15 protein-coding genes are annotated in these 17,254 nt (G+C 70.4%); 10 read left to right on the top strand and 5 right to left on the bottom strand.

Annotation, left to right across the window (positions count from 1 at the left end):
- Positions 1–10: 10 nt before the first annotated feature.
- Positions 11–637 carry an NUDIX domain-containing protein gene (locus ACQPYK_RS15735; protein ID WP_433255883.1) on the bottom strand — a complete coding sequence of 209 codons (627 nt, stop codon included), beginning with the start codon at positions 635–637 and terminating at the stop codon, positions 11–13.
- Positions 634–2,304, bottom strand: coding sequence for a CTP synthase (locus ACQPYK_RS15730; RefSeq protein ID WP_433255881.1), 1,671 nt, complete (start codon positions 2,302–2,304; stop codon positions 634–636). Before ACQPYK_RS15730 ends, ACQPYK_RS15735 begins: the two co-directional genes overlap by 4 nt.
- A gap of 156 nt (positions 2,305–2,460) precedes the next feature.
- Between ACQPYK_RS15730 and ACQPYK_RS15725 the strand changes: the two genes are divergently transcribed.
- From ACQPYK_RS15725 to ACQPYK_RS15710, 4 genes are all read left to right on the top strand, one after another.
- A complete protein-coding gene (locus tag ACQPYK_RS15725; RefSeq protein WP_433255879.1) occupies positions 2,461–3,363 on the top strand; it encodes an acyltransferase in 903 nt (300 codons plus the stop codon).
- Between the two features lie 51 nt (positions 3,364–3,414).
- A complete protein-coding gene (locus ACQPYK_RS15720; RefSeq protein WP_433255877.1) occupies positions 3,415–4,584 on the top strand; it encodes an NAD(P)H-dependent flavin oxidoreductase in 1,170 nt (389 codons plus the stop codon).
- A gap of 104 nt (positions 4,585–4,688) precedes the next feature.
- Positions 4,689–5,279, top strand: coding sequence for a DUF4126 domain-containing protein (locus ACQPYK_RS15715; RefSeq protein ID WP_433255875.1), 591 nt, complete (start codon positions 4,689–4,691; stop codon positions 5,277–5,279).
- A gap of 148 nt (positions 5,280–5,427) precedes the next feature.
- Positions 5,428–6,012 (top strand): hypothetical protein, encoded by a 585-nt coding sequence (locus tag ACQPYK_RS15710; RefSeq protein ID WP_433255873.1) that lies wholly within the window; start codon positions 5,428–5,430, stop codon positions 6,010–6,012.
- A gap of 90 nt (positions 6,013–6,102) precedes the next feature.
- Here ACQPYK_RS15710 and uvrB read toward each other — a convergent pair whose 3' ends face one another.
- The gene (gene uvrB, locus ACQPYK_RS15705) at positions 6,103–8,214 is read right to left on the bottom strand and encodes an excinuclease ABC subunit UvrB (protein ID WP_433255872.1); all 2,112 of its coding nucleotides are present in this window, start codon (positions 8,212–8,214) and stop codon (positions 6,103–6,105) included.
- Positions 8,215–8,486: 272 nt separating this feature from the next.
- Between uvrB and ACQPYK_RS15700 the strand changes: the two genes are divergently transcribed.
- The 3 genes from ACQPYK_RS15700 to ACQPYK_RS15690 are packed head-to-tail and all read left to right on the top strand — an operon-like array spanning position 8,487 to position 12,138.
- On the top strand, positions 8,487–10,085 hold the full coding sequence (locus ACQPYK_RS15700) for an SPFH domain-containing protein (protein ID WP_433255871.1): 1,599 nt from the start codon (positions 8,487–8,489) through the stop codon (positions 10,083–10,085).
- Between the two features lies 1 nt (position 10,086).
- A complete protein-coding gene (locus ACQPYK_RS15695) occupies positions 10,087–11,334 on the top strand; it encodes an SPFH domain-containing protein (protein ID WP_433255870.1) in 1,248 nt (415 codons plus the stop codon).
- Positions 11,335–11,364: 30 nt separating this feature from the next.
- Entirely contained in the window at positions 11,365–12,138 is a 774-nt protein-coding gene (locus ACQPYK_RS15690) for a sporulation protein (RefSeq protein WP_433255868.1), read from the top strand.
- 37 nt (positions 12,139–12,175) lie between these two features.
- Here ACQPYK_RS15690 and ACQPYK_RS15685 read toward each other — a convergent pair whose 3' ends face one another.
- Positions 12,176–13,096 carry a PIG-L family deacetylase gene (locus tag ACQPYK_RS15685; protein ID WP_433255866.1) on the bottom strand — a complete coding sequence of 307 codons (921 nt, stop codon included), beginning with the start codon at positions 13,094–13,096 and terminating at the stop codon, positions 12,176–12,178.
- Between the two features lie 205 nt (positions 13,097–13,301).
- On the opposite strand from ACQPYK_RS15685, the gene ACQPYK_RS15680 reads away from it, so the two are divergent.
- From ACQPYK_RS15680 to ACQPYK_RS15670, 3 genes are all read left to right on the top strand, one after another.
- Complete coding sequence (locus ACQPYK_RS15680; RefSeq protein ID WP_433255865.1) at positions 13,302–14,303, top strand: hypothetical protein; 1,002 nt, start codon at positions 13,302–13,304, stop codon at positions 14,301–14,303.
- Positions 14,303–14,944: a hypothetical protein gene (locus tag ACQPYK_RS15675; RefSeq protein ID WP_433255864.1), complete on the top strand. Its 642-nt coding sequence runs from the start codon at positions 14,303–14,305 to the stop codon at positions 14,942–14,944. Before ACQPYK_RS15680 ends, ACQPYK_RS15675 begins: the two co-directional genes overlap by 1 nt.
- A 66-nt stretch (positions 14,945–15,010) precedes the next feature.
- Positions 15,011–15,829 carry an inositol monophosphatase family protein gene (locus ACQPYK_RS15670; protein WP_433255863.1) on the top strand — a complete coding sequence of 273 codons (819 nt, stop codon included), beginning with the start codon at positions 15,011–15,013 and terminating at the stop codon, positions 15,827–15,829.
- Positions 15,830–16,023: 194 nt separating this feature from the next.
- Here the strand turns inward: ACQPYK_RS15670 and ACQPYK_RS15665 are convergent, their stop codons facing one another.
- Positions 16,024–17,214: an SLC13 family permease gene (locus ACQPYK_RS15665; RefSeq protein ID WP_433255862.1), complete on the bottom strand. Its 1,191-nt coding sequence runs from the start codon at positions 17,212–17,214 to the stop codon at positions 16,024–16,026.
- Positions 17,215–17,254 lie beyond the last annotated feature (40 nt).

The following is a 17,254-nucleotide window of genomic DNA, read 5'->3' as shown; positions in this document are numbered from 1 at the left end:
TGTCCTCCTGTCATGCCTCCGGTGCGTCGGCGGGCCGCAACGAGGCGAAACCATCCGCCGAAGCGGCGTATGCGGCGAGAATACCGGCCACGGCTTGGGAATTGTGGATCATTCCCTCCAGGGCACGCCGAACCGCGTCGGACAGGGGAATCCAGACCACCGGCATGTCGACCTCCTCATGCCGGTGAACGAAGTCCAGCTCTCCTTCGGGAAGAGGACTGAGGTCCCTCGCGAGGAAGATCCGGGTTCGTTCGTTGGTCATTCCCGGGGAGATGAAGGCATCGACCAGGGTGTGCCAGGTCCGCGCCCGGTAGCCGGCCTCCTCGGCGAGCTCGCGGGCCGCCCCGACGTGCAGCGGCTCCCCCTCGACGTCGCGCAGGCCCGCCGGAAGCTCCCAGAGCATGCGCCGGACCGGGTGGCGGTACTGGCGGATCATCAGTACCCGGTCCTGGTCGTCGAGCGCGACCACGGCCACCGATCCGGGATGGACCACGTAGTCGCGCTCGACGACTTCCTCGCCGTGCATGAGGACCGCGTCGGTCACCACACTGATGACACGCCCGCCGAAGTGCTCGGTGGAGGAGACGACCTTCCACTCCTCCGGAGCGTCCTGGACGTCGGTCTCGGGGGCGCTCACTTGCCCCGCCCGGCCTTGGCCGCGGTGCCCCGGGTGTCGGCGTAGGTCAGGGCGGCCCCGATCAGGCCCTTGAACAGCGGGTGCGAGCGGGTCGGCCGGGAGCGGAACTCCGGGTGCGCCTGGGTGCCGATGAAGAACGGGTGGATGTCGGCGGGCAGCTCGGCGTACTCCACCAGGCGGCCGTCGGGCGACAGGCCGGAGAAGACCATGCCGATCTTCTCCAGCTCGTCGCGGTAGGAGTTGTTGACCTCGTAGCGGTGGCGGTGGCGCTCGTCCACCTTCGCCTTGCCGTACAGCTGACGCGCCAAGGATCCCTCGGCGAGCTTGGCGGGGTAGAGGCCCAGCCGCATGGTGCCGCCCATGTCACGCTCGCCGGAGACGACGTCCTCCTGGTCGGCCATGGTGGAGATGACCGGGTGGGTGGTCTCGGGGTCGAACTCGGTGCTGCCGGCGTCCTCGATGCCGGCGAGGTTGCGGGCGGCCTCGATGACCATGCACTGCATGCCCAGGCAGATGCCGAGCAGCGGGATCTTGTTCTCCCGGACGTGCCGGATCGCGCCGAGCTTGCCCTCGATGCCGCGCACGCCGAAGCCGCCGGGGATGAGCACGCCGTCCACGCCGTCCAGCTCGCGGGCGGCGCCCTCGGGGGTCTCGCAGTCGTCGCTCTTGACCCAGCGGATGTTGACGCGGGCGTCGTTGGCGAAGCCGCCCGCGCGCATCGCCTCGGTGACCGAGAGGTAGGCGTCGGGCAGGTCGATGTATTTGCCGACCAGCGCGATCGTGACCTCCTTGGCCGGGCGGTGCACCCGGCGCAGGAGCTGCTCCCACTCCTTCCAGTCCACGTCGCGGAAGGGCAGGCCGAGGCGCCGCACCACGTAGGCGTCCAGGCCCTCGGAGTGCAGGACCTTGGGGATGTCGTAGATGCTCGCCGCGTCGATGGCCGAGACGACCGCGTCCTCGTCGACGTCGCACATCAGGCTGATCTTGCGCTTGAGCGAGTTGGTGATCGGCCGGTCGGAGCGGCACACGATCGCGTCGGGCTGGATGCCGATGCTGCGCAGCGCGGCGACCGAGTGCTGGGTCGGCTTGGTCTTCAGCTCTCCGCTCGGCCCGATGTACGGCAGCAGCGAGACGTGCAGGAAGAACACGTTGTCACGGCCGACCTCGTGGCGGACCTGACGGACGGCCTCCAGGAAGGGCAGCGACTCGATGTCGCCGACGGTGCCGCCGACCTCGGTGATGACCACGTCCACGTCGGGACCGGCCATAGAACGGATGCGGTCCTTGATCTCATTGGTGATGTGCGGGATGACCTGCACGGTGTCACCGAGGTATTCGCCGCGGCGCTCCTTGGCGATGACGTTGGAGTAGACCTGGCCCGTGGTCACGTTCGCCGAGCCGTGCAGCTCGGTGTCGAGGAAGCGCTCGTAGTGGCCGACGTCGAGGTCGGTCTCCGCCCCGTCGTCGGTGACGAAGACCTCACCGTGCTGGAACGGGTTCATCGTGCCGGGGTCGACGTTGAGGTAGGGGTCGAGCTTCTGCATGGTGACCCGCAGACCACGCAGTTTGAGAAGGCGTCCGAGGCTCGACGCCGTCAGTCCCTTACCGAGACTGGAGGCGACGCCGCCGGTGACGAACAGATGCTTGGTATGTGCGGCGCTGCGCAAGAAGTCTCCCGTGGTCGTCATAGATCAGTCGGCGCACCCTGATAGCGGCCCACCTGTCCACGGACTCTCAGAATATCAAACCGTTCCGGCGAACCGTCCGTACATCGCCTGGCCCGCATTCCCGTAGAACGTGACCAAGCGGTAATTTAGTCCGTTATGTCGATTCGTGGTGTGGTACGGCGTGCCGCCGGCGCCCTCATTCACCGCGGCTGGGCCGCGATTCGCGCCGCCGGGACGGTGAGCCCGGCCAATCCCGCCGGGTACCGGTTCCGCCGCCTCGGCGAGGGCGCCTGCCTGTCGTTCCCGGTCGGCGCGATCTTCGGCGAGGCATGGATCGAGATAGGCGAGCACACCCTGGTCGGCGAGCGCGTCTCCATCTCCGCGGGCATGGGGCCCGGGGTGGACCTGGGGCCCGACTCGATCGTGCGGATCGGCGGGAGTTGTTCGATAGGCCGGGGCAGCCACATCGTCGGCCATCAGTCGATCGACATCGGCGACCACGTTTTCACCGGCCCATACGTCTACATCACCGACCAGAACCACGTCTACGACGACCCGGAGATCCCGATCGGCCGCCAGTGGCCGCGCAACAACCCCGTGATCATCGGCTCGGGCTCCTGGCTGGGCACCGGCGCGGTCATCCTGCCGGGCACCCGGATCGGCAGGCAGTGCGTCGTCGCGGGCGGAGCCGTGGTGCGCGGGGAGTTCCCCGACCACAGCGTGATCGCCGGCGTGCCGGCCAAGGTCGTGCGCCACTACGTGGCCGGCGACGGGTGGCTGCCGCCCCATCTCAGCGGTACCCGCGCCGAGCCCGTCGAGGCCGCCGGATCCGCCGGCCTCGTCGAGCCGGTCGAGGTCGCCGGGCCCGTCGAGGTGGTCGAGGTCACCGGATCCGCCGGGCCCGTCGAGGTGGTCAGGTCCGCCGGACTCGACGGATCCGCAGAACAGGCCGGGCCGATCGCGCTCGCCGGACCGGTCGCGTCGGCCCGGCCGATCCGGCAGCCCGGGACACCTGGACCGATCGGGCCGGTCGGCGCCGAGTCGGTCGGCACCGCCTGAAGTTCTCCACGACCCTGGACCGAACAAGATTCTGCGACTTACGGTCGCGGCATGCGCACCGCGATCTGTGAGAGATTCGGCGTCGAGTTCCCGCTCTTCGCCTTCAGCCACTGCCGCGACGTGGTCGCCGCGGTGACCAACGCGGGCGGGCTCGGCGTGCTCGGCGCCGTCGCCTACTCCCCCCGGCAACTCGACGCCGAACTGAAGTGGATCGACGAGCGGGTCGGCGGCCGGCCGTACGGGGTGGACGTCCTCGTGCCCGGCAGGATCGACGCGGCGGCGGCCGACCGGAGTGCCCGCCTCCTCGACTTCATCCCCGAACGGCACCGCGACTTCGTGGCCCACCTTTTCGGCAAGTACGGCGTGAGCATGCCGGAGCCGTTCACCGGGGCGATGTCGGCCTACGCCGACGAGGTCGGCCGCCGGGTGACCGCCGAGGGCGCGACCGGCCTCGTCGATGTGGCGCTCAAGCATCCGATCGCCCTCATCGCCAGCGCACTCGGCCCGCCGCCGCCGGAGATGACGGCCAAGGCGAGGGAGGCGGGGATCGCGGTCGCCGCCCTGGTAGGCACCGTCGAGCACGCCCTGCGCCAGGTCGCGGCCGGGGTGGACGTGATCGTGGCGCAGGGGTCGGAGGCCGGCGGGCACACCGGCGAGATCTCCACCATGGTGCTGGTCCCCCAGGTCGTGGACGCCGTGGACGTCCCGGTGCTGGCGGCGGGCGGCGTCGCCGACGGCCGCCAGATGGCCGCGGCGCTCGCGCTGGGCGCCGAGGGGGTGTGGTGCGGTTCGGTCTGGCTGACCACGGAGGAGGCCGAGACCCCGCCCTCGGTCAAGCGCAAGATGCTGGCCGCCACCTCATCCGACACCGTGCGCTCCCGATCGCGGACCGGCAAACCCGCCCGGCAGCTGAGGTCCGCCTGGACGGACGAGTGGGACGAGGCGCAGGAGAGCCCGGGCCCGTTGCCGATGCCGCTGCAGATGCTGCTCGCCGAGAGCGCGATGGCCAGGATCGGTCAGGCGGCCGACAGCGGCGACCCCGGCGCCGGGGAGCTCGCCAATTACTTCGTCGGGCAGGTCGTCGGCCAGCTGAACCAGATCAAGCCGGCCCGCCGGGTCGTCTACGACATGATCGAGGGGTTCGCCGCCGCCGTGGAGCGCCTGCAGGCCGTCACCGGCGACGAGCCGCCGCCCCGGGCCGTGACGCCGTCGTCGGCCTGAGGACGGACGCGCCGTCACCCGCCGACGGCATGACCAGGAGCGCGGCGGGATCCTTTGGCGGCCGGGAATCGTTGAAGGAGGGACGAGAACACGACGGAGGCACGATGCTCGCGGCACTGACCGGCCTGGGGCTCTCCACCGCGGCGGGGCTGAACGCCTACATACCGCTGCTGGTGGTCGGCCTGCTGGCCAACTTCACCGATCAGATACGGCTGCCGCAGGAGTTCGCCTGGCTGGCCAACGGATGGGTGATCGGGATCATCGGCGTCCTGCTGCTCGCCGAGATCGTGCTCGACAAGGTCCCGGTGGTGGACAGCGTCAACGACATGATCCAGACCGTCGTCCGCCCGGCCTCCGGTGGCGTGGTGTTCAGCGCCACCGAAGCGGCGGCCCGGCTCGACGGGTCGGCTTGGATGAGCCACAATCCCTGGCTGAGCTGGGTGCTGGGCATCGCGATCGCCCTGGCCGTGCACGTGATGAAGACGACCGCCAGGCCCGTGGTCAACGTCTCCACCGCCGGGGTCGGCGCGCCGGTGGTCAGCACCGTCGAGGACGCCGGCTCGCTCGGCATCAGCCTTATCGCGATCTTCCTGCCGATCCTGGTCGTCGTGGCGGTGGCCGTGCTGGCGCTGTTCGCCTGGTGGGCGATCCGCAAAGTACGGCGACGCCGCGCGGTCCGGCGAAGCCCGGCCTGAACGGGTCAGGAAGAATGACTCGAACCCGGGCTCGGAAGAATGACTCGAACGCGCGGCCCCGCGCGCATGTGAACGCGCGGGCTATGCTCGAAACACCCCGTTTCACCCCTGCCGGGAGGTGGCTTCGATCGGCACTTTCATCACCATCATGCTGGTGGTTCTCCTGTTCTTCCTCCTCATGGGAGCGGCCGGGATCTACCTCCTGGTCAAGGTCGGCAAGAAGGCCACCAAGAAGGCCCGCAAGGTGAGCACCCGAGTCGCCTCCCACATGGCGGCGATGGGCACCGGCGACGCGGCCGAGACCGAGCGGATGCGGCTGGACCTGCGCCGCGAGGTCTCCCTGACCCGCCAGGCGGTGGATCAGGCGCTGCGTGACGGCTGGGGACTCGGCGACCTGCCCCAGCTCGTGGCCGAGATCGGCGTGCACGCCGAGCAGCTCGACGACCAGCTCGGCCGCTACGCCCAGGAGCGCCGCGTGTCCGCCTACGTCGACCACGCCGCCCTCGGCCGCCTGCGCGAGCACCACGCCAAGCTCACCACCTCCTGCGCCCGGATCCGCGCCGACCTGCTCAACGACCAGATGGCGCACGCGTCCGGCAGCATCGCCGACATCCAGAGCCGCACCGACCTGGAGATCGAGGCGCGCCGGCGCGCCCCCGACCCCCTGGACCAGATCGACGAGCTGTACAACCGCGCCATGGTCGATCGCTCGCGCCCCGACGACCGCCGCTGACCGTCCTAGGCCAGACGCCCCGGCTGCCACGCACGGCAGCCGGGGGCGAACCCGGCCGGGAGACCCCGTCTGCTCAGGGGACTCCGCTGTTCAGGAGACTCCGGCTTCGCGCATGTCGCGGACTTCCCGCTTGAGCTCCTTGATCTCGTCGCGGAGCCGGGCCGCGACCTCGAACTGCAGGTCGGCGGCGGCCTGGTGCATCTGGTCGGTGAGCGACTCGACCAACGCCTCCAGCTGGGCCCGGGGCATCTCCCCCGCGATCGCCTTGGCGTGCTGGCCGACCTGCTTGACCGCGAAGCCGGGGACCGGCGCCTTGCCGCGCGACTGCTGGCGGCCGCTGCCGCCGAGAAGCTGGGCGGTGTCGGCGTCTTCGCGGTTGAGCGAGTCGAGGATGTCGGCGATCTTCTTGCGGAGCGGCTGCGGGTCGATGCCGTTGGCCTCGTTGTAGGCCGTCTGCTTGGCCCTGCGCCGGTTGGTCTCCTCGATCGCCCGCTCCATGGAGGGGGTGATCCGGTCGGCGTACATGTGCACCTGGCCCGAGACGTTACGGGCCGCGCGGCCGATCGTCTGGATCAGCGAGGTCTCCGAACGGAGGAAGCCCTCCTTGTCGGCGTCGAGGATGGCCACCAGCGACACCTCGGGCAGGTCCAGGCCCTCACGGAGCAGGTTGATGCCGACCAGGACGTCGAACTCGCCCATCCGCAACTCCCGCAGTAGCTCGATGCGGCGCAGGGTGTCGACCTCGCTGTGCAGGTAGCGGACCCGGATGCCGAGCTCCAGGAGGTAGTCGGTGAGGTCTTCGGACATCTTCTTGGTCAGCGTGGTGACCAGGACCCGCTCGTCCTTGTCGGTGCGGGTCCTGATCTCGTGGACCAGGTCGTCGATCTGGGACTTCGTGGGCTTGACGATCACCTCGGGGTCGATCAGGCCGGTCGGCCGGATGACCTGCTCCACCACGTCGCCCTTGGAGCGGCCGAGCTCGTAGGTGCCCGGGGTGGCCGACAGGTAGACGGTCTGGTCGATCCGCTCCAGGAACTCCTCCCACTTGAGCGGGCGGTTGTCCATCGCCGACGGCAGGCGGAAGCCGTGTTCGACGAGCGTGCGCTTGCGGGAGGCGTCGCCTTCGTACATCGCGCCGATCTGCGGCACCGTCTGGTGTGACTCGTCCAGCACGAGCAGGAAGTCTTCGGGGAAGTAGTCGAGCAGGGTGTTGGGCGCGCTGCCCGGAGCGCGGTCGTCCATGTGGCGGGAGTAGTTCTCGATGCCGGAGCAGGTGCCGATCTGGCGCATCATCTCCAGGTCGTAGGTGGTGCGCATGCGCAGTCGCTGGGCCTCCAGGAGCTTGCCCTGCCGCTCCATCGTCTCCAGGGTCTCGGCGAGCTCGGCCTCGATGCCCCGGATGGCCTTCTCCATCCGCTCGGTGCCCGCGACGTAGTGGGAGGCGGGGAAGATGTAGAGCTCCTCGTCCTCGGTGATCACCTCGCCGGTCAGCGGGTGCATGGTGGAGAGCTTCTCGATCTCGTCACCGAACATCTCGATGCGCACGGCGAGCTCTTCGTACTTCGGGATGATCTCGATCGTGTCGCCGCGCACCCGGAAGGTGCCCCGGGTGAAGGCCAGGTCGTTGCGGGTGTACTGCATGTCGACCAGGCGGCGCAGCAGCCTGTCGCGCTCGATCTCCTGGCCCACCTTGAGCCGGGTCATCCGGTCGACGTACTCCTGGGGGGTGCCCAGGCCGTAGATGCACGACACCGACGCCACCACGATCGTGTCACGGCGGGTCAGCAGCGAGTTGGTCGCCGAGTGGCGCAGCCGCTCGACCTCGTCGTTGATCGACGAGTCCTTCTCGATGTAGGTGTCGCTCTGCGGGACGTAGGCCTCGGGCTGGTAGTAGTCGTAGTAGGAGACGAAGTATTCGACCGCGTTGTTGGGCATCATCTCGCGCAGCTCGTTGGCGAACTGCGCGGCGAGCGTCTTGTTGGGCTGGATGACCAGGGTCGGCCGCTGCAGCCGCTCGATCAGCCAGGCGACCGTGGCGGTCTTGCCCGTGCCCGTGGCACCCAGCAGGACGTTGTCCTTGTCACCCGCCTTCACACGCCGCTCCAGCTCGGCGATCGCGGCGGGCTGGTCGCCCGAAGGGGTCATGTCGGTGACGACCTCGAAGGGGGCCACCTTGCGCTGCAAATCAGTTACCGGCCTCACTCCACCCACTGTAGGCGGAGCCACCGACATTCCTCCCGGTCTCCGGACGGGCCGCCCTCCCTGCGGCATCCGCGAGGACTTCCACGACGGCCCCCGCGACGCCTCCGCGAGCCTCTGCGACGCCCCCGCGATGCCCCGCGACGGCCTCTTCGAGGATCCTTCAACCGCGTGGCAAGCGGGCCGCAAGCCGGATGCCCTTTACTGTCTCGCGTGCGACCGCCTACCAAGCGTGATATATCGGCCTTTCGATATACACCTATTCCGGAGGTTTGATGGCCCGGCCAAGAGAGGCCATGCAGTCGGCGATGGCCGCCGCGCAGGCGATAGGGCAAGGGGGCGATCCTCGTCAGGTCGTCGGTCAGGCGGTGGGTCAGTTCGCCGGTCAGGTCATGGGCCAGGTCACCGGCGAGAAGGGGTTCGCGCTCAACCCGACCGACTTTCTGGCCGCCCGCGAGCAGGGCGCGTCCATCGGCACCGCCATCGAGGCCCGCAGCGCGTCGCTGAACGAGGCCGGTGAGATCGTCAACCGCAGCTTCGCCGCCGCGGGCCCGAACGGCGAGGCGATCCACGTCATCTCGCCGGTGGTCATCCCCAAGGGCACCACCGCGCGGGTGATCGTCCCGCTGATCGTGCTGGCGGTGCTCGGCCTGGCGGGCCTGGTCGCCACCGGGCTCCCCGACGGCGCGCGGGTGCTGTTCGGGCCGCACTACTGGGCCGTGCTGGTGCTGGCCGCCGCGTTCCTGTGGTGGCGGCGCAGCGTGGTCATGGTGCCCGAGGGCTGCAAGGCGCTGATCACCAAGTTCGGCAAGCTCGTGCAGATCGCCGAGCCGGGCAGGGTGACGCTGTTCAACCCGTGGAAGCGGGTCAGCTACATCGTCAACACCACCCGCGAGTATCCCTTCAACGCGCCCATCCGCGAGGCCCCGACCCAGCAGGGTGTCAAGGCCAGCGTGGACCTGTTCCTGCAGTTCCGGATCGAGGACCCCGCCGAGTTCATCTTCGTCCTCGGCTCGGTCGGCGGCTTCCAGGCCAAGCTGCAGAACGCGATCAGCGAGGTCACCCGCTCCCTCATCTACGCCCAGCGCGCCGAGGACATCTACGACCTGGTCGGCGAGAGCACCCTCGGCATGCTCGACAACCTCAACCAGCAGTTCCTGCCCGCCGTACGGCTCACCGACGTGAACATCACCCACGCCGAGCCGTCCAGCCAGGAATACCGGATGGACCTGGCCGCGCCGGAGATGATCAGGGTCGCCAAGGAGGCGTACACCTACGAGTACGAGCTCCAGCTGCGCAAGGAGCAGAACGAGGGCGACCTGATCAAGGAGCTCGCGGGGCTGCAGGAGCAGCTTTCCGCCATCCACGCCGAGATCGCCGGATACCAGGCCCGGATGGACACCGCCCTGGAACGCGCGTCCCACCAGGCGAAGGCGCAGGCCGGCCAGCGGTTGGTCGAGGCGGAGTCCACCGCCAAGGCCAACGCGGCGCTGCTGGAGGCGCAGGCGCTGGACATCCGGGCGCTGAGCGCCGCCGAGGCGCCGGAGATCCTGGACTACCGCTTCCAGCAGGACCTGCTCGACAAGCTCGAGTCCGTGGCCGCCCATCTGCCCCGTGTGGTGCAGGTCGGCGAGACCATCGACATCGACCTGCTCGTCCTGGCCAGGCAGCTGGTCGGCAGCCGCGAGACACAGCTGTTCTCCGAGGCGGACATGGCGGCGATCAGAGCACGGATCGACGAGATCGGCAGACGGGTCGAGGGGCGCGAGGCGGAGATCGCCGCCCTGCTTCACCCGGCCGAGGCCACGGCGCCGGCCGTGCCCGCGCCGGCCGTAGCGGAGTCCGCGGCGCCGACCGTGCGGGAAGAGGGTTGAGATGAGCAGAGAATTCTCCAAGATCAAGGAATCCCTGGCCTCCTGGTCGGAGATCCGCCAGCTGCTGCGCGGCGGCGAGTCGGGCCAGCTCGTCCCGGTGGTCATCCCCAAAGACCGCCGTGGCTTCGCCTGGGTCACGTTGTTGTTCCTGGCCCTCTACCTCGCGGGTACGGCGCTGCTGGGCGGCGGGGCGCTGTCCCTGCTCGCCGCGGGCGGGGCGGTGCTGTCCCTGCTGGCGGCGCTGGTCTGGCTGTGGCGCCGGGCGATCATCGAGATCGAGGAGGGCACCACCGGCGTGCGCAGCCGGTGGGGCGCGATCACGGGCACCCTGCCGCCGGGCCGCCACTATCTGTGGCTGCCGTGGGACCGGGTGGACGCGGTGGTCGACACCTCCACCGAGATCCCCTACTCCGCCCCGATCTCCGCCTGCCCGACCGCGGAGAACGTGCCGCTGAAGTCGATCGAGTTCTTCCTGAAGTTCCGCATCCTCGACCCGGTGGCCTTCGTCCGGACGATCGGCGCCGGCAACTTCGACCTCGTGCTCAGCAGCGCCGTACAGGACGCCATCCGCCAGCGCAGCCGCCTGGTGCACACCGAGCGGGCCTACGACCTGCGCGGGTCCGACGTCGGTGACATGCAGGAGTTGCTGACCCGCCAGCTCGGCCGGTACGGCGTGCGGATCACCGGCGCCAACATCCCCGACGTGCAACTGCCCGACCAGTACCAGCAGCACCTGGCCACCCGCGAGAAGGTCGCCAAGGAGCTGTCGGCCTTCGAGCGGGAGTGGGAGCTCACCCGTAAGCGGCGGATCGACACCCTGCTGATGGAGATCGAGCGCGCCAAGAAGACGCGGGACGCCCGCATCGTCGAGGTGCGGGCCGCCGCCAACACCGCGCGCAAGGACGTCGCCCGCATGCTCGAGGAGCACGAGACCGAGGCGCAGCGGGTGCGCTGGGAGATCGAGGCCAAGGGCCGGGCCGAGCTGACCTCGGCGGAGAACGAGGCCAAGGGGCTGCGCCGGCTGGCCGAGGCCTACCGCGACAACCGGGCCGTGCTCCAGTACGAGCTGGCCCGCCGCCGGCTGGACGTGGGCGCCAAGCTCGCCGAGAGCGCCCCGCGCCCCGTCGTCGTCCGCACCGACGGCGCGGCCGGCGACTCCTCGGCGCTGTCCACCATGCTCCTGGCCCAGATCCTGCCGCGACTCGGCAGCGGGAACGGCCAGGTCAACCCGCCCGTTGAACCGAACTGAGAACCTTCTTTCTATCCCGGGAGTCCCCCAATGGTGTTCCGTAAGCTGATGGCCGCGTTCGGCGCGGGCGTCGAGGTCGACACGATCCTGCAAAACTCCAACGTCCGTCCCGGCGAAGTCCTGCGCGGACAGGTCAACTTCCGCGGCGGCGGCTCCGACTACAAGGTCGAGGGCATCTTCATCGACTTCACCGCGGTGGTCGAGGTCGAGAGCGGCGACAACGAGTACAAGTCGACCTACAGCTTCCTGCGCAAGCAGATCACCGGTCCGTTCCACCTCGCGGCGGGCGCCCCCCAGTCGGCTCCCTTCGAGATCCCCGTTCCCTGGGAGACCCCGATCAGCGCCATCGGCGGTCACCCGCTGCACGGCATGCGGCTCGGCGTCTCCACCGAGCTCTCCCTGGCCGGCGCGCTGGACAAGGGCGATCTCGACCCGTTGTTCGTCAACCCGCTGCCCGCCCAGGACCACGTGCTCGGCGCGCTGGACAACATGGGCTTCCGCTTCAAGAAGGCCGACCTGGAGCGCGGCACCCTGCACGGCTCGCAGATGCCGTTCTTCCAGGAGATCGAATACTACGCCGGCCACGAATACGGCCGGCACTTCAACGAGCTGGAGCTGACCTTCATCGCCGGCCCGAGGGCGATGGACGTCATCCTGGAGGCCGACAAGCGCGGCGGTTTCCTGACCTCCAGCCACGACACCTACAACCGGTTCACGGTCCGCTACGACGACCACCCGGGCCAGGTGGACCAGTCGCTCCGCGCCGGCCTGCACGCGATGGCCCAGAGGCGTGGCTGGTTCTGAGACCGTCGCCCCACGGCCGGCGCGCCGCGCTCACCCGTCATCGCGCGGACCACGAGTCGTGGGCGGGCGGCGCGTCCGGCCGGCGGCGGTACATGCGCTCGGTCCAGGCGTCGTAGCGATGGCCGGGGCCGGCCCGGTAGTCGTGCCGCCGGTAGACGCCGAAGACCTCGCGTTTGATCTCTCGTTCGATCGGGTTCAGGTTGGGCGGGAGAAGCTGGATCGTGTACCCCCGATAGGCGATCACCTCGACGCCCGGGGGCACGGCCTCGGCCGCGAACCGGGCGGCCGCCACGTGGTCCGGATGGTCCAGGCCGGCCGGTGACGGCTCCGGGTCGAGGGTGCGCAGCACGGTGGGGCGGAAGCCCCGCATCAGGGCGCGCAGCATGTCCGTCACGTCACCATGGGACAGGCAGAGCGCGCGGTGGAGGAAGGCCCGCACGCAGGACAGGCCGTCGCGGTCGGCCCACAGCCGGGTCAGCGCGCCGCGGCCCCCGCTCGCCCGGGGGTCACCGCCGTCGGGCAGCCCGACGAAGACCAGCTGGACACGGGGCAGGTCCGCCAGGGTGTCCACCGCGACCGGGACCCGGCCCAGCAGGAGCGTTCTGCGCCGCCACCGGTCGCGCGCCCCGGCGACCCACGCGTAGGCGGCCCGGACGCCCTGTTCCCGGCTCGCGGCGTACGGCCCCGGAGCGTGGTCGTCCCGCATCCCCGCCACCGACTCCCCCGCCGTGAGATAGACCGTCACGGTGCGCGCACCGTGTGCCACCAGCTTCAGCAGGTCGGGGCTCATGAACAGCAGATCGTCGTCGGGATGGGCGGCCACCTGCAGGTACAGGCCCGCCGGGGTCTTTCCCGGCAGCAGCGCCGCGAGCGCGGGAAACCGGGCCAGCGGCAACACCACCGGCAGCACGATGGCGGCGACCGCCATGAAAACGCCCACGCTTCGCACGCCCCGCATGCCGACCCCCGTCGATGCCACCCGTCGCCTCGACCGTAGAGGTCCATCGCACACCGCCGAACCGGTCGTTCGGATGATCCATGGTTGCGAAGATCATCCAAAAGGCGGAGCCTGGAGTGCGACCGTGGTCTGGTCCTACGATGACGGCGCAAGCATGACGGCGGGGCCGACTTGCGGCCGGACGGGCGGGGCGCGCATGGGGCGGATGGCACGGTTCGGGGCATGGCTCGGCAAGAACGTCGACGGTTTCATCGCCCTGCTGCTCGCGGTGGGCGTCGGCGTGGTGGGCCTGCTGGACGACGCTATCGACAAGATCCTGCGGGATCAGGTGATCGAGTCCGGGACCCTCCTGGTGCTGGCCCTGCTGACCACCGCCATCCTGCGGGACCGCTGGCGCCAGGAGCCGGTCGAGACCGCGATGCGGGAGAGCTTCGCCAGGACCGCCGCGCTGCCGGAGCGGCTGGAACGGCTGGAGGGCGTGGTCTCCGGGGCCGGCCGGGCGCTGCAGGACCTGTCGGTCGTGAACGTGCTCAACGGCGCCGAGGAGATCGCCAAGGCGCACGCGGAGGCGCGGGCCGGCACCGATCGCTGGATCTTCAAGGGCGGCACGGGCACCTACCTGCGCGCGGTGACGCTGCCCGAGTGCGTCGCGGCCGCCCGCAGGGACCGGCGCGCGCTGCTGATGCGCCTGGAGATCCTCGACCCGAGCAACGAACGGGTCTGCGAGGCCTACGCCCGCTTCCGCCGGTCGATGTCCCAGGAACCGGACGGAACGGGAGAGGTCTGGACGCCCGAGCGCACCCGCAAGGAGGCCTTCGGCACCATTCTCGCCGGCTGCTGGCACCACCAGCGGTTCGGGCTGCTGGAGATCCACATCGGGCTGTCGGCCACGATGACGACGTTCCGCTGGGACCTGTCGGCGGCATCGCTGATCATCACGGGCGAGGACCCCCGGCGGGCGCTCATCGCCCGTAAGGGCTCCTTCTACTACGACAGTTGCGCCACCGAATTGATGGCCAGCCTGGAGCAGGCCCGGCGGGTGCCGGTCGAGCTGGCCAGGTCGGCCCCGCTCAGCGAGGAACCCACGATCGAGGAGGTGCGCCGGCTGCTCGAGACCCTCGGCCTGCCGCTGCCCCGGTCCTACACCGACAGGGACGTCGTCGACCTCACGCGAAAGGCGCTTCGGGCCAAGAACCCGTACCTGTGATGAGATACCAGGATCTGTACGACGAGATGACCGGCGGCACCGCGCGCGATTCCCTGCCCCGCTGGGCCGGGAGGGTCCTGACGGCCATCGCCTCCGGCAGCCGGCCGATCACCGCCGTCCGCCACCCGCTCGGCTTCCTCTGCCTGCCGCTGGAGCGGACCGAGGAGTACGGCGTGTGCGTGCACATCTGGTCCGGCGCGCTCCCCCGCGCCGCCTCCACCACCTCTCAGATCCACTGCCACAGCTGGGACCTGGTCAGCCACGTGCTGTACGGCCGGGTGGAGAACGTGCGCGCCGACGTCAGCGACGCGACCTCCGCCCTCACCCACCGGGTCTTCGAGGTGGTCAGCGGGGCCGACGGCGACCGTATCCGGCCGACCCCGCGCACCGTCCGATGCGCCCCCGGGGTGAGCGAGGTGTACGGCCCCGGCCAGACCTACACCCTGCCCGCGGGGGTCTTCCACGCCAGCGTGATCCCCGGCGGGGAGACCGCGACGATCGCACTGGGCCGGGGCCGCCCCGGCGGGAGCGACCTGTCGCTCGGCCCGCCCGATCTCGGCACCCACCTCGTCCCCCGCTACCGCTGCGACGCGCGGGAGACCGCCCGGGCCGCGCTGCACGCCGCCGGACGCCTGTCCTGACCTGGCTCCAGCCGGGCGCCCGACGAGTCCGGGCACCCGGTCCACGACACGACCGAGGAGAACCGCATGGTTCAGGAGACAGATCTCGAATACGCCCGCCGGGTCGCCGTCGACGCCGCGCGGGCGGCCGGCCGGCTGATCGTCACGGGCGCCCGGGGGGCGGTCTCGGTCAGTCCCAAGGGCGACGACGGCGATGTGGTCACCGACCTCGACCTGGCCGCCGAGAAGCTGCTCCTGCAGCGGGTGCTGACCGCTTTCCCGGGCCACGCGGTGATCGCCGAGGAATCCGGCGAGCTGGGCGATTCAGGAGCGGAGTGGACCTGGCTCATCGACCCGCTCGACGGCACCAACAACATCGCGATCGGCCTGCCCCTGTACGCCGTGGGCCTGGCCCTGTGCCGGAGCGGACGTCCCGAGCTGGGGGTCGTGCACGAACCGGTGACCGGCAGGACCTGGTCGGCCGTCCGGGGCCGGGGCGCGCTCGGCCCCGGCGGCCCCGTGACCGCCCCGCCGTACCGGCCCGCCGGCAGCGGCCCGGTGCTGGCCTGGATCCAGGGGTACGGCGTGCGGCGCGATGACACCGTGGCCTGCGCGCTGAAGGCGGGGCTGGACAGGCGCGCCCGCCGGGTGCTGAGGCTCTGGGCTCCGCTGCTGGCCTGGGTGATGCTCGCCCGGGGGGACATCGACGGGATCGTCGGCTACCGCACCGGGGTCGTCGACCTGCCGGGGGGCCTGCTGATCGCGCAGGAGGCCGGCGCGATGGTCAGCGCCTTCGACGGCGCCCCTTTCGACTGTGCCCCGCTCGCCGGGGGCGGACGCGACTTCGTCGCGAGCCGGGCCGGATTCCAGGAGGACCTGCTGGAGGTGGTCCGGAGCGCCTCCTGAGCGGGCGGTGCGCCGCGGGCGGTGGAAGAGCGGCCGGCAGGGTTCCGGGCAGACGCCGGGCGGCGACGCGTCCATGGTCCCGGTCCCGGCCTCGGTCAGGCGGTGAGCAGTGTGACCGCGGTCCCGATCTCGTTCCCGGTCTCGGCCCGGTCCCGATCTCGGTCAGGCGGTGAGCAGTGCGCCCGCGGTCTCGGTCAGGCGGTGAGCAACAGCGCGCCCACGGTCGCGCCCACGCCCACCACTGCCAGTCCGGCTCCGGCCAGCACGAACCTGAGCAGCGGTACCCGCACTTCCCTGCGGCGGCACCACTCGAACCACAGCAGGGTGGCGAGCGAGGCCCACGGAGTGATCACCGGTCCGATGTTGGTGCCGATGAGCAGGGCCAGCAGCTGGTCCTGGTTGCCCGCGGGGATGACCTTCTCCACCGCTGTGTAGGCGGGCAGGTTGTTGATCAGGTTGGACAGGCCCGTCCCCACCGTCGCCGCCCGGTAGGCGCCGTCGCCGTCGCGGGCGGTACCGGCCAGGGCGCTCATCAGGCCGCCCAGGCCGTACCGGCTCAGCGTGGGCACCACCAGGAACAGGCCGGTGACGAAGACGAGAAGCTGCCACGGGAACAACGCGAAGGTCAGCTTGGACCTGTCGCGCCAGGCGAAGGCGGCGATCATGAGCACCGCCGAGAGCAGGGCGGCCACCTGGATCGGCAGCTCCAGCAGGATCGCGGCGATGAAGAGCACGCACACCGTGGCCGCCGTCCGAAACAGCACCGGGTCGGCGACCGGCACGGGAGGCGGCGGGTCGTAGCGGTCGGCGCCGCGCCGGCCGCGCCGCCAGAAGAACACCCAGAGGAAGATCATGGTGACCGCGACGGAGACGAGCTGCGGCAGCCACAGCCGCCCGGCGAACTCCTTGGTCGACATGCCGAGCCGTTCCATGGCCAGCAGGTTCGTCAGGTTGGAGACCGGCAGGAACAGACTGGCGGTGTTGGCCAGCCAGACGGTGGTCATGGCGAGCGGCAGCGCGGCGATCCCGGTCCTGGCCGCCAGGGCGAGCATGACGGGCGTCAGCAGCACCGCCGTCGTGTCGAGGTTCAGGAACATGGTGACCAGCGACGCGAAGGCCGTACACAGCAGGAAGAGCGCGAGATAGTCTCCCCGTCCGGCCGCCGCCAGCCGGGCGGCGATCACGTCGAAGACCTGGGCCTCCTTGACCAGCTCCGCCAGCACGATCACGGCGCCGAGAAACAGCAGGATGGGCGCGATCCGCTCCAGCTCGCCCCGGGCCTCGCCGTCGGGCAGCAGCCCGGTGACGACGAACACGACGCCGAGCCCCAGCAGGCCGACCCGGATCCAGTCGAGAACGCTCAGTCGCCGCAGCACACCGACCATGATCTACGAGACAGGTCAAGATCGCACGTCCCGTCCTTGA

This window comes from Streptosporangium sp. CA-135522 (genome assembly GCF_050949235.1).
Classification (GTDB): Bacteria; Actinomycetota; Actinomycetes; order Streptosporangiales; family Streptosporangiaceae; genus Streptosporangium.
The sequence above is the reverse complement of the archived record's forward strand: the minus strand, read 5'-3'. Positions and strand labels throughout refer to the sequence as shown.